Annotated in this window: 33 protein-coding genes and 1 tRNA gene; 12 read left to right on the top strand and 22 right to left on the bottom strand. The window is 60.0% G+C overall.

All coding sequences use genetic code 11. The features are described from left to right. The 4 genes from ACOJSJ_RS05400 to ACOJSJ_RS05385 form a co-directional block, all read right to left on the bottom strand. The coding region (locus ACOJSJ_RS05400; RefSeq protein WP_420143963.1) for a hypothetical protein at positions 1-448 on the bottom strand (448 nt) is incomplete at its 3' end. Beyond that, positions 445-1,200, bottom strand: coding sequence for a hypothetical protein (locus ACOJSJ_RS05395; protein WP_420143962.1), 756 nt, complete (start codon positions 1,198-1,200; stop codon positions 445-447). The genes ACOJSJ_RS05395 and ACOJSJ_RS05400, both read right to left, overlap by 4 nt. 43 nt (positions 1,201-1,243) lie before the next feature. Next, a complete protein-coding gene (locus ACOJSJ_RS05390; RefSeq protein ID WP_420143961.1) occupies positions 1,244-2,056 on the bottom strand; it encodes a hypothetical protein in 813 nt (270 codons plus the stop codon). 188 nt (positions 2,057-2,244) lie between these two features. Then, on the bottom strand, positions 2,245-3,036 hold the full coding sequence (locus ACOJSJ_RS05385) for a hypothetical protein (RefSeq protein ID WP_420143960.1): 792 nt from the start codon (positions 3,034-3,036) through the stop codon (positions 2,245-2,247). Positions 3,037-3,405: 369 nt separating this feature from the next. Here ACOJSJ_RS05385 and ACOJSJ_RS05380 point away from each other — a divergent pair, with 369 nt between their 5' ends. Then, a complete protein-coding gene (locus tag ACOJSJ_RS05380) occupies positions 3,406-3,993 on the top strand; it encodes a recombinase family protein (protein WP_420143959.1) in 588 nt (195 codons plus the stop codon). An 89-nt stretch (positions 3,994-4,082) separates the two neighbouring features. Here ACOJSJ_RS05380 and ACOJSJ_RS05375 read toward each other — a convergent pair whose 3' ends face one another. Continuing rightward, positions 4,083-4,730, bottom strand: a complete 648-nt coding sequence (locus ACOJSJ_RS05375) for a hypothetical protein (RefSeq protein ID WP_420143958.1) — start codon at positions 4,728-4,730, stop codon at positions 4,083-4,085. Positions 4,731-4,836: 106 nt separating this feature from the next. Here ACOJSJ_RS05375 and ACOJSJ_RS05370 point away from each other — a divergent pair, with 106 nt between their 5' ends. Then, positions 4,837-5,409, top strand: coding sequence for a hypothetical protein (locus tag ACOJSJ_RS05370; protein WP_420143957.1), 573 nt, complete (start codon positions 4,837-4,839; stop codon positions 5,407-5,409). Positions 5,410-5,909: 500 nt separating this feature from the next. Beyond that, positions 5,910-6,155, top strand: a complete 246-nt coding sequence (locus ACOJSJ_RS05365) for a helix-turn-helix domain-containing protein (protein WP_420143956.1) — start codon at positions 5,910-5,912, stop codon at positions 6,153-6,155. A 45-nt stretch (positions 6,156-6,200) separates the two neighbouring features. Here ACOJSJ_RS05365 and ACOJSJ_RS05360 read toward each other — a convergent pair whose 3' ends face one another. Together ACOJSJ_RS05360 and ACOJSJ_RS05355 are read right to left on the bottom strand one after the other, a co-directional pair. Further along, on the bottom strand, positions 6,201-7,715 hold the full coding sequence (locus ACOJSJ_RS05360) for a DUF6538 domain-containing protein (RefSeq protein ID WP_420143955.1): 1,515 nt from the start codon (positions 7,713-7,715) through the stop codon (positions 6,201-6,203). Positions 7,716-7,804: 89 nt separating this feature from the next. Next, positions 7,805-7,891, bottom strand: a tRNA-Leu gene (locus ACOJSJ_RS05355). 130 nt (positions 7,892-8,021) lie between these two features. On the opposite strand from ACOJSJ_RS05355, the gene ACOJSJ_RS05350 reads away from it, so the two are divergent. The 3 genes from ACOJSJ_RS05350 to ACOJSJ_RS05340 all read left to right on the top strand — a co-directional run bounded on the left by ACOJSJ_RS05350 (position 8,022) and on the right by ACOJSJ_RS05340 (position 9,976). Beyond that, the gene (locus ACOJSJ_RS05350; RefSeq protein ID WP_420143954.1) at positions 8,022-8,777 is read left to right on the top strand and encodes an alpha/beta fold hydrolase; all 756 of its coding nucleotides are present in this window, start codon (positions 8,022-8,024) and stop codon (positions 8,775-8,777) included. Then, the gene (locus tag ACOJSJ_RS05345; RefSeq protein WP_420143953.1) at positions 8,777-9,640 is read left to right on the top strand and encodes a tetratricopeptide repeat protein; all 864 of its coding nucleotides are present in this window, start codon (positions 8,777-8,779) and stop codon (positions 9,638-9,640) included. The genes ACOJSJ_RS05350 and ACOJSJ_RS05345 overlap by 1 nt, the downstream gene beginning before the upstream one ends. 93 nt (positions 9,641-9,733) lie before the next feature. Then, the gene (locus tag ACOJSJ_RS05340) at positions 9,734-9,976 is read left to right on the top strand and encodes a hypothetical protein (protein ID WP_420143952.1); all 243 of its coding nucleotides are present in this window, start codon (positions 9,734-9,736) and stop codon (positions 9,974-9,976) included. Positions 9,977-10,016: 40 nt separating this feature from the next. On the opposite strand, the gene ACOJSJ_RS05335 is transcribed toward ACOJSJ_RS05340, so the two are convergent. Then, complete coding sequence (locus ACOJSJ_RS05335; protein ID WP_420143951.1) at positions 10,017-10,724, bottom strand: SIMPL domain-containing protein; 708 nt, start codon at positions 10,722-10,724, stop codon at positions 10,017-10,019. Between the two features lie 105 nt (positions 10,725-10,829). Here ACOJSJ_RS05335 and ACOJSJ_RS05330 point away from each other — a divergent pair, with 105 nt between their 5' ends. From ACOJSJ_RS05330 to ACOJSJ_RS05320, 3 genes are read left to right on the top strand one after another with little or no spacing between them, the layout of a single operon-like run. Further along, a complete protein-coding gene (locus ACOJSJ_RS05330; RefSeq protein ID WP_420143950.1) occupies positions 10,830-11,264 on the top strand; it encodes a VOC family protein in 435 nt (144 codons plus the stop codon). 5 nt (positions 11,265-11,269) lie between these two features. Continuing rightward, complete coding sequence (gene gloB / locus ACOJSJ_RS05325; protein WP_420143966.1) at positions 11,270-11,992, top strand: hydroxyacylglutathione hydrolase; 723 nt, start codon at positions 11,270-11,272, stop codon at positions 11,990-11,992. A 53-nt stretch (positions 11,993-12,045) separates the two neighbouring features. Further along, on the top strand, positions 12,046-12,450 hold the full coding sequence (locus tag ACOJSJ_RS05320) for a hypothetical protein (RefSeq protein WP_420143965.1): 405 nt from the start codon (positions 12,046-12,048) through the stop codon (positions 12,448-12,450). A 67-nt stretch (positions 12,451-12,517) separates the two neighbouring features. Here ACOJSJ_RS05320 and ACOJSJ_RS05315 read toward each other — a convergent pair whose 3' ends face one another. The 5 genes from ACOJSJ_RS05315 to rpmF form a co-directional block, all read right to left on the bottom strand. Further along, positions 12,518-12,886 carry a MerR family transcriptional regulator gene (locus ACOJSJ_RS05315; protein WP_420143949.1) on the bottom strand — a complete coding sequence of 123 codons (369 nt, stop codon included), beginning with the start codon at positions 12,884-12,886 and terminating at the stop codon, positions 12,518-12,520. Between the two features lie 82 nt (positions 12,887-12,968). Beyond that, positions 12,969-13,265, bottom strand: coding sequence for an integration host factor subunit alpha (gene ihfA / locus ACOJSJ_RS05310; RefSeq protein WP_420143948.1), 297 nt, complete (start codon positions 13,263-13,265; stop codon positions 12,969-12,971). A gap of 102 nt (positions 13,266-13,367) precedes the next feature. Further along, positions 13,368-14,348, bottom strand: coding sequence for a beta-ketoacyl-ACP synthase III (locus ACOJSJ_RS05305; protein ID WP_420143947.1), 981 nt, complete (start codon positions 14,346-14,348; stop codon positions 13,368-13,370). After that, positions 14,345-15,400: a phosphate acyltransferase PlsX gene (gene plsX / locus ACOJSJ_RS05300; protein WP_420143946.1), complete on the bottom strand. Its 1,056-nt coding sequence runs from the start codon at positions 15,398-15,400 to the stop codon at positions 14,345-14,347. Before plsX ends, ACOJSJ_RS05305 begins: the two co-directional genes overlap by 4 nt. 33 nt (positions 15,401-15,433) lie before the next feature. After that, complete coding sequence (gene rpmF, locus ACOJSJ_RS05295; protein WP_066606737.1) at positions 15,434-15,613, bottom strand: 50S ribosomal protein L32; 180 nt, start codon at positions 15,611-15,613, stop codon at positions 15,434-15,436. A gap of 231 nt (positions 15,614-15,844) precedes the next feature. Between rpmF and ACOJSJ_RS05290 the strand changes: the two genes are divergently transcribed. Further along, positions 15,845-16,276, top strand: a complete 432-nt coding sequence (locus ACOJSJ_RS05290; RefSeq protein WP_420143945.1) for an MAPEG family protein — start codon at positions 15,845-15,847, stop codon at positions 16,274-16,276. A gap of 53 nt (positions 16,277-16,329) precedes the next feature. Here the strand turns inward: ACOJSJ_RS05290 and ACOJSJ_RS05285 are convergent, their stop codons facing one another. From ACOJSJ_RS05285 to ACOJSJ_RS05265, 5 genes are all read right to left on the bottom strand, one after another. Then, entirely contained in the window at positions 16,330-16,989 is a 660-nt protein-coding gene (locus tag ACOJSJ_RS05285; RefSeq protein ID WP_420143964.1) for an MBL fold metallo-hydrolase, read from the bottom strand. 142 nt (positions 16,990-17,131) lie between these two features. After that, positions 17,132-17,560 carry an RrF2 family transcriptional regulator gene (locus tag ACOJSJ_RS05280; protein ID WP_420143944.1) on the bottom strand — a complete coding sequence of 143 codons (429 nt, stop codon included), beginning with the start codon at positions 17,558-17,560 and terminating at the stop codon, positions 17,132-17,134. A gap of 91 nt (positions 17,561-17,651) precedes the next feature. Continuing rightward, positions 17,652-18,695 (bottom strand): glycerophosphodiester phosphodiesterase, encoded by a 1,044-nt coding sequence (locus tag ACOJSJ_RS05275; RefSeq protein WP_420143943.1) that lies wholly within the window; start codon positions 18,693-18,695, stop codon positions 17,652-17,654. Continuing rightward, positions 18,692-19,048: an ArsC family reductase gene (locus ACOJSJ_RS05270; protein ID WP_420143942.1), complete on the bottom strand. Its 357-nt coding sequence runs from the start codon at positions 19,046-19,048 to the stop codon at positions 18,692-18,694. The genes ACOJSJ_RS05275 and ACOJSJ_RS05270 overlap by 4 nt, the downstream gene beginning before the upstream one ends. A 15-nt stretch (positions 19,049-19,063) precedes the next feature. Further along, the gene (locus ACOJSJ_RS05265) at positions 19,064-19,444 is read right to left on the bottom strand and encodes a RidA family protein (protein ID WP_420143941.1); all 381 of its coding nucleotides are present in this window, start codon (positions 19,442-19,444) and stop codon (positions 19,064-19,066) included. Between the two features lie 128 nt (positions 19,445-19,572). Between ACOJSJ_RS05265 and ACOJSJ_RS05260 the strand changes: the two genes are divergently transcribed. Then, a complete protein-coding gene (locus tag ACOJSJ_RS05260; protein WP_420143940.1) occupies positions 19,573-19,869 on the top strand; it encodes a hypothetical protein in 297 nt (98 codons plus the stop codon). A gap of 287 nt (positions 19,870-20,156) precedes the next feature. After that, the gene (locus ACOJSJ_RS05255) at positions 20,157-20,762 is read left to right on the top strand and encodes a thermonuclease family protein (RefSeq protein ID WP_420143939.1); all 606 of its coding nucleotides are present in this window, start codon (positions 20,157-20,159) and stop codon (positions 20,760-20,762) included. A 102-nt stretch (positions 20,763-20,864) separates the two neighbouring features. Here the strand turns inward: ACOJSJ_RS05255 and ACOJSJ_RS05250 are convergent, their stop codons facing one another. The 4 genes from ACOJSJ_RS05250 to ACOJSJ_RS05235 all read right to left on the bottom strand — a co-directional run. Next, positions 20,865-21,398: a glycine zipper 2TM domain-containing protein gene (locus ACOJSJ_RS05250; RefSeq protein WP_420143938.1), complete on the bottom strand. Its 534-nt coding sequence runs from the start codon at positions 21,396-21,398 to the stop codon at positions 20,865-20,867. 313 nt (positions 21,399-21,711) lie between these two features. Beyond that, the gene (locus ACOJSJ_RS05245) at positions 21,712-21,918 is read right to left on the bottom strand and encodes a hypothetical protein (protein ID WP_420143937.1); all 207 of its coding nucleotides are present in this window, start codon (positions 21,916-21,918) and stop codon (positions 21,712-21,714) included. Between the two features lie 44 nt (positions 21,919-21,962). Beyond that, a complete protein-coding gene (locus ACOJSJ_RS05240; RefSeq protein WP_420143936.1) occupies positions 21,963-22,235 on the bottom strand; it encodes a hypothetical protein in 273 nt (90 codons plus the stop codon). A gap of 130 nt (positions 22,236-22,365) precedes the next feature. Beyond that, on the bottom strand, positions 22,366-23,349 hold a 984-nt coding region (locus ACOJSJ_RS05235; protein ID WP_420143935.1), incomplete at its 5' end, for a ribonucleotide-diphosphate reductase subunit beta.

The following is a 23,349-nucleotide window of genomic DNA, read 5'->3' as shown; positions in this document are numbered from 1 at the left end:
CCTTCCGGGTCGGTGGCGGCGCGGGCGCCCGGGCCGTCGACGCCTCACCGGCATCGTCCAAGGACGGCTCATGACGGCATCCGGCCGGGACAGCATGGATGTGGAGGAGATCGAGGGGATCTCGGTCGTGATCCCCTGCTACCGGTCCCGGCAAAGGCTTGTCCCTAATATAGGCCCAGCCGCCGCTACCCGTCTCGCTTGCACGACAATCCATTTCAATGAGAAGGCGAGCCGTCTCCTGTTCACTAGCCCCGATGACATGCGACATTGTCGTCAGGCTCCGCCAGCCTTCTGGCCCCGGATTGCTCAACATGCTCGCGAGTAGTGCTGAGCGTTTCGCATCGACCTTTCGGACCTTGCCAGTCTGAATATAGTGCATGATGAATTGTGCTGCTACAGTGATACCACCGCCAACAACAGACGCCATGACTGTTTGATAAAAACTCAAATTTGGCACCCCTTCCGCGCTCCTTTGTCAATAACTTTTAGGAAAGCAGCGATGCATTGAGTAGCCATAGCCTGCTTATGATTTGTCTGCAAAACGGCTATACAAGCAAAAAGAGCGATTTCCGCTCGCTTTTGCCGCTGATTAATTCCTTCAATCGTAACTTTACTGGAAGGGAGATTGCTATCAGACGCATATAGGAGCCTGTTTCTAGCATTAGCCTCTGATGCAATCAGCTTGTGCAGCTTCCGAGAGCCGGACACATACTCCAAAGATTTATCATAAAGGTCGGAAGCAGGCAGATCGCCAACCTTGCGCAGCATCCCAAGAGGATGCTCCAGCTTAATGATAATGTCATCAGGTCCACCAAATTGATCTACAGGTATAGCTACCTCTATAGATGGCTCCGATGCGTTAATACTTAGACTTATATTGAATTTTTCATCATGAGACAAAGAATGAGCGACTGCTTGTATGAATGGACCAAGAGCGGCCTTGGTGTAATGATCCTTCAAGTTTATTTTATCAGCACCATCATACCCCTGCCTCTTTAGGCTTACGAATAGCGCAGACGCGGCCTCCTCTTCTGCCGTTATGGCGCGAAATGATGCCATCTCCCTATCTACATTCAATAGTTCTTTGGCCTTGCGAAAGCCCTCTAGTGAGTTTTGGCCGCGCAACCTAACTTCCCTTGGCAGCCTGCCCAACGCTTTTGGGAGCAGCGCCCGCACCCCATCAATGCCATCATCCCCCAAATGCGCCTCCCGCCAGCGAACAGCCGTGTTAGCTTCCGTTTTGTTAACCTTCTAAGCCGTAGAGCGCACCAAAGATGTTCTGAAAACCCGGTCTTCTTGTTGGCTCCGTAGGTAATCCATCCTTCATGATGGCTAAACTAGCTTCAAAAAGCCGTTCAATTTCCGCTTTACGCATAACAAAACCGTAAGCATCTGGAACCCCTTCAAGCATCCTTTGAAAATGTAGACGGGGCTTAGCCGCTCCTCCTAAAGCAATATCGGAGTTTCCAAATCTGTAGGCTTCATATGCTACCATGTCAGCGGCTTGAAGGCAGCATTCCTCTGCCACCGCTTTAAACATGAAAGTGGCGCTACCATTCAAACCAATTGTCGACTTTCCCGCATCAATTATTCTGTCTGCATCACATCCCAATGCGCCTTGGTCAAAGCACATAGACACTGGGCACTTCCCTATTTCAGCAAATCTGTGCGCACTTAGCGTGCAGCTCATAAAAGCAAACTGTTCAGCGGTGCCGAACATTTTCATATCAAACTTGTCACAAGCACAATCCCAATCACTTTTAATAATACCGAAACTGACTGGGATTAAATTGCATGATAAGATAATATCTCTAAATCTCTTGAACACTAAATCTCTCTCAGGCGGGGCATAGCTGCAAAATTCTTTCAATGATGCGGCTATATGCGCGGCATGAAACGCCTTAACAGGAGACTTGCCGGGGATCGGCTCAGTCAGAGCTTCTTTCCAAGCCGTTCTAAGTACCTCGAATTGCGAGGTTTCGCCAAGCAACCCACCCCATACGACCATATTTGACTGCATGTGAGTGCCGCTATCGTCAAAATATCCCTCAAGCATTGCTAACCGCTCCGATCGTATACGGCAGTAAAGCCTGTAGAACCAACTTTACTGAAGATTTGCGAGAGAACATCTTACTCGTCGACCTGTGCATGCCCCCCATGAGTGGCTTCACCGCCTAGCCCCGCGTGTCGGCCTAGCCTGCCCGGCTACAGCCTACGCATAGGCTCGCATCGTTAAAAGCATTGCTAGGTCGCCTGCGCTTCGACCACCACGTTGCTGGCGTTCCAAATAGCCGTGTATGCTTCAAACTTCATTCTCGCTAGTTGCGGGTCCACCATCTGGATTGTAGCCGGTGATCGGGCGGCAAAATCCTTGAGCGATTGGGTCAATATCCAAGCTTTGTCGTCGTCAACCAGAACAAGCCTATCATGTAAGGTACGCGGAGCAGCAGCCCGAACCCGAAGACGGCGAGAACTACCATATTGCTCTATCCAAGTCCGAGCAGCAGGCTCAAGTGCAGGCCTTATTCCGCTTTGATCGGTGAGTAGCCCGATGCTTACGCCCTCTTTGGCCATCACAGCAAAAGTTAGGAGCGCGCTTTCATCCATGTAAGGGTCCACCAATAGCAGTGACCGCTCAGCCTCTTGGAAAACACGGTGCAAAGCAGCGAAGGCATCAAAGTCAGCCCCGGTAGCGACAAAGGAACTTTGAGCTGTAGCTGGAGCCCGTTGCTGCGCTAACGCCAAACAGCGGTAAAGCACCATTTTTATCTTTTGAGCCGCAGCGCTTCCGCCATTTGAAGAAATCAAGAACGAAGTAGCGGCAGACAATTCAGCATCATCTGGCATGGATTTAAGTCGCGAAACAACCGCTGATACCTCCCCCAACCATCTGAGAGTGCCATCTGGAATTGAAAGCGTATCATCGACAGAACGAAGATTGGGCATAGCAGCAAGAAGAGCGCCCAATTGGACGTAAACGGCTCCGGCCTCCTCGCGCCTTGCGAGTTCATTCCCTATCTGCATTAAAGTGGACATGTATTCATCCCTTTATTACCAAAGCATTATATCTGGCATCATAGTTTCGATAACGAAATAGTATTGATTGGGTCGATTGCAACCTAAACCCCTTAGACCGAATTTTTGCTAGAGATTTGCGAGGGGGCAACTCCGACCTAGCGTGGGCCTATTTCCCCCATAGCGGGTATGGTCCCGGCCAGCGCAAGGGGGGCAGCACGCCATGACCGGATCGAACGGGATGCAACCCGGCCAATGCCCAGCCGCCATATCGTATCGTAATCGACCGTTTATGATACATGCCAATAGACCGTATCACAAACTAGCTTGACTGGGGATACGATACAGCCATATTAATGATGCACTTATTCGATACGGACAGAGGGCATCATGGCTAGGACGTTTGCATATTGCCGCGTCAGCACGGCAGACCAGACCACAGACAATCAGGTTAGGGAGATTGAGGCCGCAGGCTTTACGATCGAGCCTAAGCGCATAGTGACGGAAACCGTATCCGGCTCCTTGCCTGCTATGGAGCGCAAGGGCTTTGCCAAGCTACTGGACCGGCTGGAAGCTGGGGACATCCTGATAGTGACCAAGCTGGACCGGTTGGGCCGCAATGCCATGGACGTTCGGGCAACGGTCGAGAAGCTGGCCGCTGAGGGCATCAGGGTCCATTGCCTTGCCTTGGGTGGAACGGACCTGACCAGCCCAGCCGGGAAGATGACCATGGGCGTTATCGCTGCCGTTGCTGAGTTTGAACGGGACTTGTTGATAGAGCGGACGCAGGCCGGATTGAGCCGTGCAAAGGCTGAGGGGAAGGCACTGGGCAGGCCGATGACGCTAACCGCTGCTCAACAGGCTGAGATTGCCGACAAGCGCAAGGCAGGCATCAGCATCCGGGCATTGGCCAAGGAATATGGAACCAGCATTGCGTCGATCCAACGGGCTGAGACACGGGCAGGCATCCCGGCATAATCGGCCTCGACGGCATGAGAAAAGGTGTGCGATGCCATCGCCCAATCGCTCAAGTGTACACTTTGCGTTACATACTTGTATGTAGTAAGCTATTCATCCTGTAGCCATTCGACTAGCGCATCGACGTTTAACCAATGTCGCTTGCCAACATGAATGCGGTTGACCTTCGCCCGCTGAATGGCCCGTCGTTTGCCATTCACGATCACCGCATCATCGGTAATAGCAATCGAGCCGGTAAAGCGTAATTTTGCATCGCTGCTCGAAAAGTTAGCGAGCAAAGCCCCCTTAATCTTGGACATCGTGTTATATTTTTTGAGGTCCAAGCTTATTGCTCGCTGGCCTAGAACCGCCTCAACCTTCCGCTTCTGAGCCGCTGTCAATCGTTCGGTCAGCAGGCTTTTGGGAGCCTTGAAGCCCGTGGACCGCTCCACCGACGATGCCAGTCGCTCATTACTCCATCTCAATGTGCTAGGTTCAGCCAGAAAAAGATCGACCATCTGATGGGCATAGCCACTGAAACTTCTGGGCCGCTTCACATATGAGCGGATTTCCGATGATAAGCCATATGCAGCGGCCCCAGGATTGCTCGCCCTGTATTCCTGCTCGACGGCCTTGATCGCTTCAACCACACGTCGGCGCAGTTCTGCACCATGATCCACCGGCATCGCAGTCTGCTTTTTCAACTGCTCCGCTCGCGCCGCTTCTTCAATCGCTTCTCTGAAGTCATAATCAGGCATGACATTGAACTACAGCAGGCATAAGTTTGAGGAAAGATGGTCGCGTACGCGCCCGAACCTATAACATGGGGCGAGAAATGAACGCCTTGCACTCAACGGCCCGCCCATGAGCAAGCCATCCAAGCGCCCGCATAACGATCCACGTTTCGTTCTTCACCAACAGCAGCCCAGAGCGAATAAGCTGGGCGCACAGCAGCGCCGCATATGCCAAGCCGATCCGGCCTTTCGGAAGGCGCTGGAAGCCCGTGTGAATGATCCGCGTAGGTTCGCCGCCTTCCTTGCCGGAATGCCCTCCTACGTCCGCCTGAGCGCCCCATGCGACCGATGCGGTGGCTTCCGCAGGCGGACCCGCGACCGCGCCTGCTACACATGTCATTTGAACAGAGGGCGCGAGAATTTCGAGCGCATGAAAGCCGGGCTTGCTCCGAAGGTGAAGCAAAGCCGTGACGGCTATCTGGACATGCTGGACCGGCAGCGTCGGGAAAAGAATGATGAGTTTATCATCAAAGAGTTTGGCCGCATCAGCGTAAGGTGGTTCCCGACCGGACGCTTGGAAGTTATTTATCCCGATGGCTATGTGGAACCGGACCTGAGCAAAGTGTCAGGGCAGCGGGTATGGGAGTTGATGGAAATGCTTCCTGAACTGAAGGACGCGCTTATCTGGGCTGGATGGTATTAGATCAGAACTTCCTGACCGGAATTGCCGTGTACGGTTTCAAAGAGCATTTGTATGTGCTCAGCATCATGATTGAACCATTCAGGCGATAGCCTTCTACCAATCGGCCAGTATCACGGTTGATTAGGATGCCCCGGCTTTCTCCCGCTATGCTTGGACCGCCTTCTAGCCTTAGCTCTCTATCGGTGGATTTGACATCACCCCGTATGCGGCAGGGCTGATGGCACCATGTCGATCTCTTTAGGTCAACGCTCAACCGAAATGGCTTCAAACCGTTTGTCGGGCGATCCTTATATTCTCCAGCGATTTCCATCCCCGCTGCCTCCGGCGAGCAATGAAGATCAAATGTTGAAACGGAGGGTGCGGCGACAGCGGCGGAACCGCAAGTCATCCCAATCACAGCTAGCATAGGCCTAAAGATGCTCATGCCCAATTCCTAGAACAAAGAAAAAGGGTCGTAAATGCCGTGGTGTTAAATCCCTGATCCGACGACCGCATATTGTGTGGCACGGATCGCAGGACATAATGACACAGACGGGCAACTGGCTCGACTGGGCGTTGCGATCCGCAGCAAACGCAAGTCGGTAGGGCTATCGCAAGAAGCGTTGGCGGATGCTGCTGGCATAGACCGCTCACACATGGGCAAGATTGAGCGCGGCGAGCGGAATGTCACGTTCCTGAACCTAAGTCGCATCGCCGCCGCTATCCAGCTACGCCCTTCCGAACTTTTGGCGGAAGCGGACCTGTAACCGACTTTCTCGACAGAAGGCGTCATTCCGACCGCTTGATGCGCGCTACCCTTGCGGCATCGGCAATTTCAGGCCGGGAATGCGGAAGGATGCGATGGCATCGACAAGGACACGCATGGATGGAGCCGCACCGTATTTGTCGGCAGCATCTTTGCCCTCATGTCCTTGGAATTGGCGGCAGACCCGTTCCGGCATACCGGCATCAACGGCATGGGTTTTCCATGTGTGCCGGAAAGAGTGAAAGACCTTCGCCTTGTCATCAATACCGCAGGCCCGCTTATACCGGCTGAACCACTGGCCCCACTTGTCAGTCAGCTTCATGCCGATGCCGATAGGCTGTAGGGCAGGAAAGACCCGCCCCGCCTGATCGGGCAGCTTGGCCACATAATCGACAAAGCCCATTTCAATCAGCTTGGGATGCAGCGGCACTAAGCGCCTACTCGCCTCATTCTTGATTTGATTGGGCAAGGCGTCATCGTCGCCAATGTCGGTAATGTCGATGCACCATGCCTCTTGCCGCTGTTCGGCAGCGTCTATGTAGGCAACGCGCTTCACATCGCTGACCCGAAGCTGGCCGATTTCCTCCCGTCGCGCACCCATGAACAGGGCAATGAGCGGCATCCAATATGCAGCTTCCCCATAGCCAGCCTTGGACCGCCTATCAGCCGTATAGACTGGGCCAGAGAATAAGGCGTTCAGGTCATCAATGCTGAAATCCTTGCGCTTCTCGCCCCGCTCACTGACAGCCATTTTCACATCACGGGCCACGTTGACCGGAACAATATCCTCTTGCGCCGCCCACTCTAGCAGGGTGCGAAGGTAGGCCAGCCGGTCCCGCACATTGATTTGCGACCGCTTAGGATCAGCAATCAGCATCCGCTTGTAGGTCATCACATCGGCCTTGGTGATTTGCTCGACGGACTTCCGGCCTATCATGCTGTTGAACAGCTTGGCGTCTCGCCAATAGGCATCCTTGCCACGGGGCGACGGCTTGCGCTCCGCAGCCCAGCCATCGACAATATCAGTGTCGAGATAGACGCCCTTACCCTTCCCGGCAGGCGTGTCGCCTTCGCAATCCACGACCTGATTTTGCATTGCCGATGCACGCCCCAGCATCCGACCGACAAGCTGCTCCTGTTCGATAGCAGCCATTTCCCGCTCATGCAGGGCCAACAATTGCCCAGCCCGCAGAATGTCGGCGGGAGAAGCATCAACGCTCCTACCCTCCATCATGGCATCCATGATCGGCTCTAGCGCCTCTATCTCGCTTTCCTGATCCTCTGATGCCGGATCGCTTTCCCATATGACCGGCTCAACCTTGGGCCGACGCGGTTTGGATGCAGGCTTTTCGGCAGCGGCCTTATCCCGGCGCGCTTGGTCCAGCAGCGTATGAGCGGCCTTGGTATGATCGGGGATGATTAGCTTGGCGGCGTCCCGGTCCTTTAGGCCCAGAGACATTTTGATTTCCCGCTTGCCACCCATGAACGGGCGCAGGTCCGCAGGGATGCCCATGCGGAAATAATAGACGCCGTTGGGTGCTTTGTGCAGATAGGAACACATGGCTTCGTCCTTCGTACGTTTGTACTAGACGCTTGTGAAAAAGCCTGCAATTCCAATGTTTTCTAGGGATTTCAAGCCCCTAGAAAAAGTGGTGCCCAGAAGAGGACTCGAACCTCCACGACCTTGCGATCGCCAGCACCTGAAGCTGGTGCGTCTACCAATTCCGCCATCTGGGCACGGGGTAGGAGGGCGCCTCTAACGGGTGCCTTTCAGGCTGTCAACGCACTGTGTTCAATATTTTTCTCGCTATCGAAAAAAGCCTGTTTAAGGCGGGGCATCATCGCCCGACCGGAAGGACAAGATCACGTGACCGATACCCCCGCCACCCCGCCCGCGCTGTTCGCCCGGCCCGACGGGCTGCGCCTTGCCTATAGGCAGGTGGACGGACGCGGACCGACCATCATTTTCCTGCCGGGCTATATGTCCGACATGGAAGGCGGCAAGGCCGTGGCGCTGGACCAGTGGGCCGTGCGCGAGGGGCGTGCGATGCTGCGGCTGGATTATGCCGGATGCGGCGCGAGCGAAGGGCGCTTCGTCGACGGGACGCTGGCCAGCTGGCGCGACGATGTGCTGCTGCTGATCGACGCGCTGACGCAGGGGCCGCTGGTGCTGGTGGGATCTTCCATGGGAGGATGGCTGGCGCTGCTGGTCGCGCTGGCGCGGCCGGACCGGGTAGCAGGGCTGGTGGGCATCGCCGCCGCGCCCGATTTCACCGAATGGGGCTTTACCGATGCGGACAAGGCGCTGTTGCAGACGGAAGGCCGGATCGAGGAGCCGACGCCCTATGGCGATCAACCCCATGTGACGACGCTGGATTTCTGGACGTCGGGACAGGCGCTGCGCCTGCTGGAAGACGACATCGCCATCGATTGTCCGGTGCGCCTGCTGCACGGACAGGCGGACCGGGACGTCCCATGGTATGTGTCGGTAAAAGTCGCAGCGCGGCTGCGTTCATCCGATGTGCAGACGCTGCTGATTAAAGATGGCGACCACCGCCTTTCCCGCGACGGCGACATCGCCATGCTGATCCGCACCGTCGCCACCCTGCTGGACAATCTGTGATGCCGTTTTTTCTGCCGATCCTGCTTCAGAAACTCGATCCGGAGATCGAGGCGGTGATGGATCGCAGCCGACGGCAGAAACAGGAAGAGCGGGCCGCAGCGGCGGCGCCCAAAGCGACGCCCGCCCCCGCGCGGGAAGACGGCAAGATTCCGGTGCCCGCCAAATATGCCGCAACATTCCAGGCATGCCTGGATCAGGCGATCGAATCGCCCGACGACGGCATCGCCTTTGCGCAGAAATGGCGGATCGAAGGCGGCAGCTATTATGCGCGCCATTGCATGGGTTTTGCCTATGCGCGGGCGGAACGCTGGACCCCGGCCATCGTCGCATTCGAGCAGGCTGCAGAAGAAGCCGAGCGCGGCGGCGAAATGGTGGAGGCGGCGCGGCTGTGGGCGCAGGCGGGCAATGCCGCGATGGCGAGCGGAGACCTGCCCAAGGCGCGGGGCGATTTCGATGCAGCGCTGGCCCGTGGATTGCCTGACGGGATGGAAAAGGGCGAAGTGCATCTTGACCGGGCGCGGGCATTGGTGGCGCTGAACGATCCGAGCGGCGCGCGCGATTCGCTGGACATCGCACTGGTGCAGGCGCCCAAAGACCCACTGGCCTGGCTGTTGTCGGCGACGCTGGCGCGGCGGACAGGTGAAATGAGCCTGGCGCAGGCGCATATCGCCCGCGCAGTGCAATTGTCGCCCGACGACGCGGCCGTCGCGTTGGAAGAAGGCAATATCGCCGTGCTGACCGATCATGCGGATGTCGCGCGTTCGGCATGGGATCGGGCTGTGAAGCTGTCGCCCGATTCGCCCGCCGGGAAAGCCGCGGCGGACAATCTGTCGCGCCTGCCCCCGCCCAAGCCCGCGCCATAAGCGCCTTTCCCGGCAAGACTTTGTCACGGAACCGCACTCACCCCCGACCCGTTCGCCATCACGCGGCGGGACTGGACATGAGGAGACGGTGAAATGGACGGTTACTGGAAGAGAAGCGCCGCGATCGGCCTGTTGCTGGTTGGTGCGATGGCGACCACCGCCTGTTCGCGCGGCGCGACGCGTGGCGGCCTGATCGGTGGCGCGGGCGGCGCTATCGTGGGCAGCGCGACGGGACTTGGCACCACGGAAGGCGCGGTGATCGGTGGCGCAGCAGGCGCGATCATCGGCGACAAGAGCGATTGTTCGCGACGCGACCGGCGCCGGGGCCGGTGCTGACACGGCGTAGGAAGCGGGCGGACGCTCCTGAAACCGCCCGTTATTTCAGATAGAAGTCGACGGTCGTGACGACGCGCACTTTCTTATAGGGCGTGTCGCTCGACCCTTCGCCACCTTCGCCATCGCGCGCGTCGATGGAGAAATAGCCCTGCGTGGCGCTTTTGATGCCACCGACTCCGGCGCCCGAATCCTTGGCGAACTGTTCCGCAGCGGCGCGGGCGTCTTTGGTCGCGGCGGCGACCATTTGCGGCTTTACGTCGTTCAGCTTCGTGAAGCTGTAGCGCATGCCGGACCCTTCCTGCAGCGTGACACCGCGTCGAACGAGGTCGAACTGCTGCGCCACCGCCCTTTGCGCGCGCGGGATGTCGGTCGTGCGCAGCACCATCCGCTGCGTGATGGTGATCGTGTTGACGCCGTTGCTCAGATATTGGTTCACGCCCGCGCCGGTCGGCTTGAGATCGTCGGCCTTGAAACCCAGTGCCGTAAAATAGCCCTGCAACGCCTTCGTATTCGCGTCGATTTCCGCGCGGACGGTAGGCAGGTCGAACCCGGTCGCGGAATAGCTGATCGACCAGGTGGCAAGATCGGCCGTCACATCCTTTTCCGCCAAGCCCCGCACGGTGACCGACCGGTCGGCCGCCCTGGCGCGCTTGAGACCATCGCCCAACAGGTAACCGCCGGTGACGATGCCCAGCGCCAGCAGCGCCGCGCTGCCCAGCCAGATCCGGTCCCGCATTTCCACAGCCATTATCGCTTTCCTCTTCCGTCCGGTGGTGCGCGACCTTATCTTGGCCTCCATAAGTACAGACACCCATATGAACCGTCGCTTTCCGGCGATGGACGGAGATTGAGATTGCCCAAATTCCTGCACAGCATGATCCGCGTGACCGACGTCGACCGGACGATCGGCTTTTTCGAGCTGCTGGGCCTTAAAGAGGTGAAGCGGTTCGACAGCGAACAGGGGCGCTTCACGCTGGTCTATCTGGCCGCGCCGGGGGATGAGGATGCGCAGGTCGAACTGACGTATAACTGGCCGCCCGCAGATGGCAGCCCGGCGGAGGTGTATGATGGCGGGCGCAATTTCGGCCATATCGCCTATCAGGTCGAAAATATCTATGACACCTGTCAGACGTTGATGGATGCCGGCATCACGATCAACCGGCCGCCCCGCGACGGGCACATGGCGTTCGTGCGGACGCCGGATAATATCTCGATCGAACTGTTGCAGGACGGGCGGCTGGAACCGGCCGAGCCATGGGCATCCATGCCCAATGTGGGGGTGTGGTAACCATCATGCTGGAGGTCGTCCGCATTCCCGTCCTTTCCGACAATTATGTCTGGCTGATCCATGATGGCGCCAGCGGGGAGACGGTGGCGGTCGACCCGGCGGTAGCCGAGCCGGTGCTGGCGGCGGCGGCGGCGCGCGGCTGGACCATCGGCCAGATCTGGAACACCCACTGGCATGGCGATCATGTCGGCGGCAACGCGGCCATCAGGGCAGCGACGGGATGCGTCATCACCGGCCCGGCGGCCGAAGCGGACAAGATCGGCACGCTGGACCGGACGGCCGGTGAAGGCGATGTCGTGCGGATCGGCGGTCACAGTGCGCAGGTGATGGCGGTCCCGGCCCATACGGCAGGTCATATCGCCTATCATCTGGCCGACGATCGCATGATCTTCGTCGGGGACACATTGTTCGCCATGGGATGCGGACGGCTGTTCGAAGGGACGCCGGCGCAGATGTTCGCGAACATGGCGCGGCTGTCCGCCCTGCCCGACGATACGACCGTCTATTGCGCGCATGAATATACGCTGTCCAACGGTCGCTTTGCCATGGGCGTGGAGCCGGACAATGATGCCTTGGCGCAGCGGGTCGCCGCCGTCGAAAGCGCGCGGGCGCGTGGCGAGGCAACGGTGCCGACCAGCATCGGGCTGGAACGGGCAACCAACATCTTCATGCGCGCGCGCGACGTGGCGCAGCTGGCCGAGAGGCGGGCGGCCAAGGACGCGGCATGACGGTTTTCGCGCCTGTGCGGCGTGTGGGGGATATGAGGATGGAGCGTGTCATGATACGGGCATGGATTGCGATGACGCCGCTGTTGCTGGCGGCCTGTACCGGCAGCTATCAGCCAAAGCCGCTGACGCCAAAGCAGACGGCGGACCTGGACAAGGCGCTGGCGGGCAAGGTCGCGGGCGAGAAGGTCAGCTGCATCAACCGCGAGCCGCAGACCAACCTGACGGTCATCAGCGACAATGTGCTGCTGTACAAGGTCAATCGCAGGCTGGTCTATAAAAGCGAACTGATCGGCAGTTGCAGCGGGCTGACCCGTGGCGACATCATCATCGTGCGCAGTTTCGGATCGCAGATGTGCCGGGGCGATTTCACGACGACGGCAGACCGGATGAGCGGCATGCAATCGGGTGCCTGCGCTCTGGGCGATTTCATACCCTATCGTACGCCGCCGCAGCCTTAAGGCATATTGAGGCTGGCAAAATGCGGGACACAACGGCCATTTAGAGCGTGATGGTCCAAAGCTGCGATCAGTCGCCGATCGCTCTGGCGAGGTCCGCTCGGATGGCCGTCAGACGGGCGATAATGTCCTGCTGATCGAGCGGCGTCAGCATTGCGGGCGTCGATGCTGCAGGCCCAGCCGATGGCAGGGCATGGCCGTTGCCGTCGACCAGCGCCTTTTGCGCGCCCTTGACGGTGAATCCTTCGACATTGAGCAGCTGATGAATGCGGCGGGCCAGCGCCACGTCGGCGGGGCGATAATAGCGGCGATTGCCCGATCGCTGAAGCGGACGCAGTTGCGGAAAACGCGTTTCCCAATAGCGCAGGATATGTTGCGGCAAGCCCAATTCACCGGCGAGTTCGCCAATAGTCAGAAATGCACCCTCTACCTTTTCCATGACAATGATGTTGCACTGATAATCACGCCAAGGTCAACCTTGGCGACGGCAAGACAAGTCGGGAAAAGCGACCAGTTGCGGTTCAGGCGGTGGCGACCCGGTCGCGCATCGTCTGGCTGGCGCGGAAGGTCAGCACCCGGCGCGGTTCGATGGGCACTTCTACGCCGGTCTTGGGATTACGGCCCATGCGCTGGGTCTTGTCGCGCAGGACGAAGGTGCCGAAGCTGGAAATCTTCACATTTTCGCCGCGTTCCAGCGCGGACGACATATGTTTCAGGATCGATTCGACCAGAGCAGCCGCTTCAGACCGCGATAGGCCCACATGCCGGTTCACGCTTTCAGCCAGATCCGCACGCGTCAGCGTTCCGTTGCCGGTCATCGACCATCCCCTCAGAAATCAAACCCACAGACCATCCCCCCTTGGACGATCATCAAGGAAATGTGCTTGATTCGCGGCGCTTTGGCAAGCGGTAGCTACGGTTTACACGCGCAGGACGCAGGCGCCCCAGGTGAAGCCGCCACCCATCGCTTCCAGCACGACCAGATCGCCGGGCTTGATACGACCATCGCGCACCGCCACATCGAGCGCCAGCGGCACCGATGCGGCCGACGTATTGGCATGGCGATCGACCGTCACCACCACCCGTTCCGCAGGCAGTTTCAGCTTGCGCGCGGTCGCATCCAGGATGCGGGCATTGGCCTGATGCGGGACCAGCCAGTCGATGTCGTCCGGCGTCAGCCCTGCCAGATCCATCGTTTCCTTGAGCACCGAGGCCAGGTTCACCACCGCATGGCGGAACACTTCCTGCCCCTTCATGCGCAGCTTGCCCACGGTCTGCGTCGTCGATGGACCGCCATCGACATAGAGCAGCCCGTTATGCCGCCCATCGGCATGGAGTTTGGCGGCCAGAATGCCGCGCGCGGTCGCGGGATCGCTGTCCGCGCTGTCTTCCGCCCCCAGCACCACGGCGCCCGCGCCATCGCCAAAGAGGACGCAGGTGGTGCGATCTTCCCAGTCGAGAATGCGGCTGAAGGTTTCCGACCCGATCACCAGCGCGCGATTGGCCGCGCCCGAACGGATCATGCTGTCCGCCACGGTCATGGCGTAAAGAAAGCCAGAACAGACGGCGGCGACGTCGAATGCCACGCAATCGTCGATGCCCAGCGCGGCCTGCACCTTCGTCGCGGCGGCGGGGAAGGTCTGATCCGGGGTGGCCGTCGCCAGAATGATGAGGTCAATGTCCTGCGCGGCGATGCCCGCCGCAGCAATCGCCTGCTGCGCGGCGTCGGCGGCCAGCGACGCGGTGGTTTCGCCATCGCCCGCGATATGGCGGTTGCGGATGCCGGTACGCTCCACGATCCATTCGTCGCTCGTATCGACGGTCTGCGCCAGTTCCATGTTGCTGACCGTACGAACGGGCAAGGCGGAACCTGTGCCCAGCAGAATCGACCGACGGATCACTTGACGGGCTGCTCCAGTTTCGATGCGGCGGTCAGCGACTGGACCCCCGCCATGTCGGCGGCGATGCGCCGGGTAATATCTTCTTCCAGCAGGCGGGCCGCGACATGAACCGCATTGGCCACGCCCTTGGCATCCGCACTGCCGTGGCTTTTCACGACCACGCCATTGAGGCCCAAGAAAACCGCGCCATTATGGTTGTTGGGGTCGAGATGATGTTTCAGCAGGTGCATCGCGGGCTTCGAAATCAGGAAGCCGATCTTTGACCGCAGCGAGCTGGTGAAGGCCTTGCGCAGCACATCGGTGACGAAACGGGCCGTGCCCTCCGCCGTTTTCAATGCGACATTGCCGGAAAAACCGTCACACACGATGACGTCGGCATCGCCGCGCGCAATCTTGTCGCCTTCGGTAAAGCCATCGAATTGAAGCGGCAGGCTGTCGGCGCTGCGCAGCATGGCAGCGGCGTCGCGGATTTCATCCGTGCCCTTGAGGTCTTCGGTGCCGATGTTGAGCAGGCGGACGCGCGGCCGATCAAGATCGAAAGCGATGCGCGAATAGGCCGCGCCCATCACCGCGAACTGGACGAGGTTGCGAGCGTCGCATTCGGTGTTGGCGCCAAGGTCGAGCATGACGACGTCATTATCGCCCAGCGTCGGCAGCAACGCCGCCAGCGCAGGCCGGTCGATGCCGGGCATGGTGCGCAGCGCCAACTTTGCCATGGCCATCAGCGCGCCGGTATTGCCCGCAGACACGGCGGCCCCCGCTTCGCCAGCCTTTACGGCGGCGATTGCCATGCTCATCGAGCTGCTTTTCTTGCGGATGGCGACACTGGGCTTGTCCGAACCGTCGACGACGGTATCGGCATGCACGACTTCGGACGCAGCCCGCAAATTGGGATGCTGATCGAGCGCAGCCTTGATCCGTGCCTCATCACCGAACAGGGTGAAGCGCAGCCCGTCATGACGGCGGCGGGCCAATGCCACGCCCGCCATCATCACGCGCACGCCTTCGTCCCCGCCCATCGCGTCGATTGCGATTCGCGGCTGACTGGACACTTGGATCACCCCTTTGCGGAGTTAAAAACGGGCTTACGCCCCGACGGCGACGATTTCGCGACCGTTATAGTGACCGCAGGCGTCGCACAGATTGTGGGGACGCTTCAGTTCGCCGCAGTTTGAGCATTCCTGGAACGCTTCGACGCGGAGCGAATCGTGGCTGCGGCGCATGCCGCGCTTGGAGGGAGAAGTTTTGCGCTTGGGGACAGCCATGTCGGCACCTTGTTCCGTATATAATCAAGTTGTACGACCGGCCAGTTCCCACGGAAAAGCTGACGCCAACGGCGCCGCAGACCCATGCGGCCCGGGTGATCGCGAAGCCATGCGCCTATAGCGCTTTTTGTTCACGGCGCAAGAGTTTCCTTTCCCTCGCCTTTCCTTTGGGCTTGCTCCATAGACCCGCAGAACCGGGGCAAAGCCCGTGAAACAAAGGGAATGGACGCCATGTTGTTGCCGATCACGCTGACCTTTGCCGCAGCCTGCGCGCTGCTCAACATGTGGCTGGCGATTCGCTGTGCCCGATTCCGCATCAAGGACAAGATATTGCATGGCGACGCCGGGCATGGCCTGTTGGCCAAGCGGATGCGCGCCCATGCCAATTTCGTCGAATATACGCCGATCGTGGTGATTCTGTTTGCACTGGTCGAAATGGCGGCGGGGGCGTCGCTGTGGCTGTGGATCGGCGCGCTGGTCTATGTGCTGGCGCGGGTGGCGCATGCGTTCGGCATGGACGCGGACAAGCCCACGCCGCTGCGCGCGGGTGGCGCCTTGCTGACCTGGGGCGTGATGCTGGCGATGGCGGGCACGGCGCTCAGCATCGCCTATGGCGCGACGCAGGAACGGGTCGTGCCGCCCGCCATGGCGGCGCGGGGGTAAGCCCCTGCGCATCACGCTTCCCGACAAGCTCGAAGCGAACGGAGACGGGGTAATTACCGCCCCAACACCGAATCGGCGACGAAGGGATTGGTGCGCCGTTCATGGGCGAAATTGCTCATCTGGCCATGGCCGGGGACAAAGGCCGTTTCCCCGCCGAGCGGCCAGAGTTTGCCGGTGATCGCATCGATCAGATGCTGATGATTGCCGCGGGGAAAATCGGTGCGGCCGATCGATCCCTGAAACAGCACATCGCCCACGATCGCCAGCTTGCTGGGCGCGTGGTGGAAGACGACATGGCCGGGCGTGTGGCCGGGGCAATGCAGAACGTCGAGCGTCAGATGGCCGACGGTCACGGTGTCGCCATCGTTCAGCCAGCGATCCGGTTCGAAGCTTTCGCCCGGCACACCCCAGCGTTCACCATCCTGCGGCAGACGGTCGATCCAGAAACGGTCGTCCTCATGCGGCCCCTCGATCGGGACGGCAAGATCGCGGGCCAGCACGCCCGCCTGCCCACAATGGTCGATATGGCCATGGGTGACGAGGATTTTCTCGATGGTCACGCCATGCTGTACGATCGCCTTTTTCAGCACCGGCAGGTCGCCGCCCGGATCGACAAAGGCGCCGCGCATCGTTTCCGTACACCAGAACAGCGTGCAATTCTGCTGAAGGGGGGTGACGGGGATCAGGGCGGCTTTGAGCGGCGGCGTGGTCATGATGCCGATGTGGCGAAGCGGAAGCATGGGCGCAACCCCTCTCCGTTTCGGCCGGGCACGCCTTTCTTATGGAAGACGGGATAAGGCTGAAGTCGCGCCACGCTCACATCCACCCCAGCCCTTTAGAGAGGGGCTTTCATGATCAGGCCGCGTCGTCTGTTACCGCGAAGGGTTCGGCCAGGCTGATGCTGTCCAGCACCTTGGCCGTTTCGTCGCGCACCCGCAGCATCACGCGGTGCAGGCGACATTCCGATTCGGGCAGGCAGTTGGTGCAGCTTTCATGCGCGAAGCGGCTGGCGCAGGGGGTCAGCGCCAGCGATCCGCGCGTCAGGCGCACGATGTCGCCATAGCTGATATCCACCGGGGCGAGCGCCAGCCAATAGCCCCCGTCCCGGCCCCGCTGGGTCGCCACCAGCCCTTCACGCGACAGTTCGGACAGGATCACCGTCAGGAATTTGGACGGAATATTCTGGCGCGTCGCAATTTCGTTCAGGGGAACCGGACCCTGTCGGTAACGATCGGCCAGATGCTGAAGCGCGCGGATGGCATAACGGGTCTTCTGGGACAGCATGGGTCCGTTATTCGCCCACCGGCCTGCTTTGGCAAGTGAAGCAAGGCCATGGGCAGGCAACTTTTATACCCGCTTCCACCGCTGTGTCGGATCAGGGGCTGGCCGGCGTCATGGCCGCTTTGGCCTGACCCGGAAAATCGCTGAAAATGCCGTCGACGCCGGTGTTGACGATGGCGCGGACGAAGCCTGCAAAATCGCCCCGATTTTCCGGATCGTCGGGCCGCTGATATTGCGGCGGCAGGAAAGGATTTTCCATCCGCAGCGTCCAGACATGCACCTGAAGCCCGGCATCATGCGCGCGGCCAACCAGCGCGCTGGCCCCCTGACCATCGATCAGCAACAGGCCGGACGGGCCAAGGCCGTCGGCATAGGCGGCAATGTCGTTCAGCCCCTGCACCGTCAGCATATCGGCATAGGTCGTGCCAGGCAGATCGGCCGGGCCGCCTTCACTGTCCACCAGCTGGACAAGGCGCAGCCGAGTTGTGGCGCGCAGCGCCTTGAGGTTCCCCACCTCGAAGGACTGAATGAAGACCGGGTCGGCTTCCGTCTGATAGCCATAGCGGCTGAGCAAATCGAGCAGGGCCGCCTGATGCGGCAGCCCAAGGCCCGCAAAATAGCTGGGATGCTTGGTTTCGGGATAAAGGCCGATGCGGCGATGCGCTTCGGCTTCCTTGGCGCGGACCAGCTTCAATATCTCTTCGAAGGTCGGGATGAGATAGAGGTCGTTGAAGCGTTTGTTCGCCGGTCGCAGGTCGGGCAGACGTTCCCGCACGCGCAGGGTGCGCAGCTCAGCCAAGGTGAAATCTTCGGTGAACCATCCGGTCATCTGCATGCCGTCGATGGTCTTCGTTGTCTTGCGATCGGCAAATTCGGGATGGTCGGCGACGTCGGTCGTGCCGCCAATCTCATTTTCATGCCGGGCGACCAGCACGCCGTCCTTCGTCAGCACCAGATCGGGTTCGATATAGTCGGCGCCCTGATCGATCGCCCGTTCATAGCTGGCGAGCGTATGTTCGGGCCGTTCGCCGCTGGCGCCGCGATGGGCGATCAGCAGCGGTTCGGCCTGAACCATGGAGAGGGGGGCGAGGCTCATGAGCGCAAACAGCCCTAAACGCGCCAGCCCCCGCCCGATCACGCAGTCACGCCCTGCAGCGCGGTTTCGTAGGTCGTCGCCTTAAACCCCACGATCGTGCCCTTCCCCGTGTCGAGGATGGGGCGCTTGATCATCGAAGGGTTGGCCATCATCAGCAGGATCGCCTTGTCCGCGTCGATATGCGCCTTGTCACCCGCGTCCAGCGCCTTGAAGGTGGTGCCGGACCGGTTGAGGATGGTTTCCCAGCCATGTTCCATGACCCATTCTTCCAGCCGTTCCTTGTCGACGCCGGACACCTTGTAATCGTGGAAGCTGTAGGGGACGCGTTCATTGTCCAGCCAGTTGCGGGCTTTCTTGATCGTGTCGCAATTTTTGATGCCGTACATGGTAATCATGATGCGATGCTCCTGTTACCCTTTGAAGGCGGTGACTTCGATTTCGATCTTCATCTCCGGCTTGACGAGACCGGCGATGACGCAGCTGGCGGCGGGGCGAATGTCGCCAAAGACCGGTCCGGCAATGTCGCCCATCACATCCCAATAAGCGGCGTCGGTGATATAATAAGTGACGCGCACGACATCTGCGAAGGAGAAACCTGCATCCTCCAGCGCCTTACCGATGACTTTAAGTGCATTGCGGCCCTGTTCCACCACATCGTCAGGCATGGTCTTGGTTTCGGGGTCGGCGCCAGTGGTCCCGGCGACGAAGCACCAGTCGCCCTGAACGACGGCGCGCGAATAGCCGACCTGCGCCTCAAAGGGCGAGCCGGAGGAAATGAGCTGGCGGGGCATGAAGATTCCTGTTGCGGTGCGAAAGGATCGCAGCGGCCTTTGCGCGTTCGGGCGCGGATGTCCAGCCTTTTTCCGGAACGGCGCGCGGGGCAGTCCGTTGATGACGGGCAAAGCCAAGGAGAAACGCGATGGAACGGCCCATTCCCGAACAGGATTATGACGAAAATAAAGAGCAGGCCGACGCCGGTACGCAGGCGCAGGACGTCGCCAGCGATGCGCGGGTCCGATCGACCGATCTGTCGGAGGAAAGCGAACGCGGCGGGCGCAGCAATCCGGCACAGATCATCCCGGACGACACGCCGGATCTGGTCGAGAAGATGAACGAGATGGACCGTTCCGGCCGGATCGACATGGACGCCTATGCCGGGGAACCGCAGATGGACGATGAAGAGGATGAGATGGGGCCGACCGAAGACGATGATTAGAGCATTCGTAGCAGATGGCATCATCTGCTGGCCCGGGAAAATGCGTAAAACACAAGAAAAATAGAGCATGATCCGCTTGAGTATGAACGGATCATGCTCTGGTGCGCGTCGATGCTGTCGGAGCTGGCGACCTCATGACTATCGGCTCCGTTTCGGATGATCCTGCACGGCGGGACGGGGCCGGGTTCGGCCGCATGGATTGCCATCCGATCAGGTTGACGCCGGATCGGTGATGAAGCGGAGTGGGTTTAACGGGTCGTTTGCCAGCGAGCCGTTAAGGCAGCGCCATGAAATATTGGAACAAGTCGCGACCGTCATCGCGCCAGGACAGGATAGAACAGGCGTGGCTGGCGGAGGCCCGTCGAGCGGGGGCCGGGCGGCTGCCCCGACCATCGCGGCGGCGCGGCGGGATCAGCGGCCCCCCCATCGTCTATATCGTCTGCATTACATTGCTGCTGGGCTGGTATGGGCCGCAATGGCTGGCGAAGGTCGATCCTTCGTTGCGGAAGGCGGATACCCCGTCGGCCATCCTTCCGACGGACGGGCTGTCGGCCGATTTCGGATTTTGCCATCGCGGCGGCGGGACCGACTGCGTGGTCGATGGCGACACATTCTGGTTCCGGGGGGAGAAATATCGCATCGCCGACATCGACACTCCCGAAACCCACGGACCGCGATGCGAGGCCGAAGGCGCGTTGGGCGCGAGGTCGACGCAGCGGCTGCAGGTGCTGATGAACGCGGGCGCCTTTTCACTGGAGATCGAGGGGCGCGATACCGATCGCTATGGCCGCAATCTGCGCGTGGTGACGCGCGGGGGCCAATCTATCGGCGAACAGCTGGTCGCCGAAGGACTGGCCCGGCGCTGGGATGGCCGACGCCATCCGTGGTGTTAGGGCATGATGCGATCGGACTGAATCGCGCCATGCCCCATGAGTTTTTTTGCTCTCCGCATTTTGCGAGCCGTCATCTGTTCCAGATGACTTCAAAATGCTCTGTTAGCGGCAGCTGACCCCGCCACGGTCGATTTCACGGCCCAATAGCGCGCCCGCGCCGCCGCCGATCAGCGTGCCGAGCAGGTTCGACTGGCCCTGCGCGATCTGGTTGCCGAGCAGCCCGCCCAGCGCCGCGCCGACGATGAGGCCGGTGGTGCCGTCCGAACGGCGGCAATAATAGCGGTTGTCGCCGCCGCGATAGATGCGCGTATTGCGGTCGACCCGGATCGGCGCATAGCCGCCGCGATAATAGCGGTTGGGCTGATAATAGCGGCCATAACGCGGGTCGGGACGATTCCAGTCATAATTATAGACGGTGCGGCCGGGGCGGATATTGCCGCGACGGTCATCGCGCCAGTTGCGATCGTCATGCTTGCCGCCATGTTTCCAGTCGTTGCGTCCATGACCGGGATTGCCATGCTTGGCATTGCCACGGCCATTGCCGGGATCGGCATAGGCGGATGGCGCGGCGAGGCCGGTCAGGGTCATGGCGCCGAGCGACAAGGCGGCAATGGTCTGTTTCAACGTCAATGTCATGGCTGAGGCTCCTTCCCTCTGATGATCGTGGCGGTAGAACCCGCGTCCTGTAAGAATGTTGCATGAACGGAACAAAACCGCCCGTTCAGTCCGCAGACAGGGAGGCACAAGGGCCGGATAGAGCGGCGGCGCGGGCTTAACTTCACACATTTCCCGCTGAATCCGACATTTCATGTCTTTTGGCTGAAATATCGTTTCACGCAATTAAAGCGGCTGTGTTGGAAGCCATATTAGGCATACGAGCCGATGTAGGACAGTTTGACGGCCCGGTCCTTACCCCATGGCAGCCATTCCGGCGCGGACGAGAGGGTGATCAGAAGGCGTTCATGATCGCGGCGCGCTGATCATTGGTCAGGCCGTCGGCGGCGACCGCGTTACCTGCCCGCTCACCCTTCCCGTCGCTGTCCTTGCTATCATCGCCCGGCCCGACGATCTGGATCGCGGTCAGAAGGACCAGCACCACCCAGAGCAGCGCGAACCAGCGGCTGGTGAAGAGAGAGCGGAAGCGAATGCCGAACATCGGGCGATCATGACGCGGCGGGGTTAAGGAAGCCCTGACTGCAATCAGGCCGCCGATGGCGTGGCGATGGACGCATCGGGCGCCGCGAACGTGACGGGGCTGGTCAGCAGCACCCGGTCCAGCCGGGCATCGCCCATGCAACGATGACAATGGGCATAATCGAACGCGACTTCCAGCACCCAGTCCTGCGCCGCGACATCCCATGCCGCCCATGCTTCGCGGGTGACATGATCGCTGCCGCAGACATTGCAGACATAGGCATGGAGGGGCGAGGATTTCGAAATGGTTGCGGGGCGCGGGGCGGCTGGCTCGGTCATGGCGCGAGCATAGCGTGGATCACGCCGTTTTGGCGGGAGATGGGTCCGTTATGGATGCAACCCGTCAGGCGCCGACCCGAATGGTCGGAGGGCGACGCTTTTTCACCAGTATCGCCCTCGATCGTCTCATTTACTCCGCCGCGATTCCCGCCGCTTTGAACATGTCCGGATCGGTGTCGATATTGGCGGCTTCGCTGCCCTTCACCTTTTGACGGCGGTCGAAGGCGTCCCAGACGTCGTTCCACTGGCCGCGCGTGGCGCCCTTCGAATATTCCGTCGCGCGGGTTTCGAAGAAGTTGGCATGTTCCACGCCGTTCAGCAGCGGGGTCAGCCAGGGCAGCGGATGTTCGTCGATCATGTAGATGGGTTTCAGGCCCAGCTGGCCCAGACGCCAGTCGGCGATGTAGCGGACATATTTCTTGATGTCCTTGGGCGTCATGCCCGGCACCGGTCCCATTTCGAAGACGAGGTCGACGAACGCGTCCTCGATCCGGACGGTCTTCTGACACATGTCCATGATGTCGTCCTTGACCGAGGTGGTCAGGCAGTCGCGTTCCTTCACGAAGCTGTGGAACAGCTTGATGATGCCTTCGCAATGGAGCGTTTCGTCGCGGACCGACCAGGTGACGATCTGACCCATGCCCTTCATCTTGTTGAAGCGCGGGAAGTTCATCAGCATCGCGAAGGAGGCGAAGAGCTGCAAGCCTTCGGTAAAGCCGCCGAACATCGCCAGCGTCTTGGCAATATCCTCATCCGTGTCGACGCCGAACTGGGCGAGATAGTCGTGCTTGTCCTTCATCTCCTTATATTGGAGGAAGGCAGAATATTCGCTTTCGGGCATGCCGATCGTGTCGAGCAGATGCGAGTAGGCGGCGATATGGACCGTTTCCATGTTGCTGAACGCGGTCAGCATCATCTTGATTTCGGTCGGCTTGAACACGCGGCCATATTTTTCGTGGTAGCAATCCTGCACTTCCACGTCGGCCTGGGTGAAGAAGCGGAAAATCTGGGTCAGCAGATTGCGCTCATGGTCGGACAGCTTTTGCGCCCAGTCACGGCAATCCTCGCCCAGCGGCACTTCCTCGGGCAGCCAGTGGAGCTGTTGCTGGCGCTT

Source organism: Sphingobium sp. (genome assembly GCF_048594625.1).
In the GTDB taxonomy this organism is placed as follows: Bacteria; Pseudomonadota; Alphaproteobacteria; order Sphingomonadales; family Sphingomonadaceae; genus Sphingobium.
Note: the sequence above shows the minus strand (reverse complement) of the source record. Positions and strands in the feature narration are given on the sequence as shown.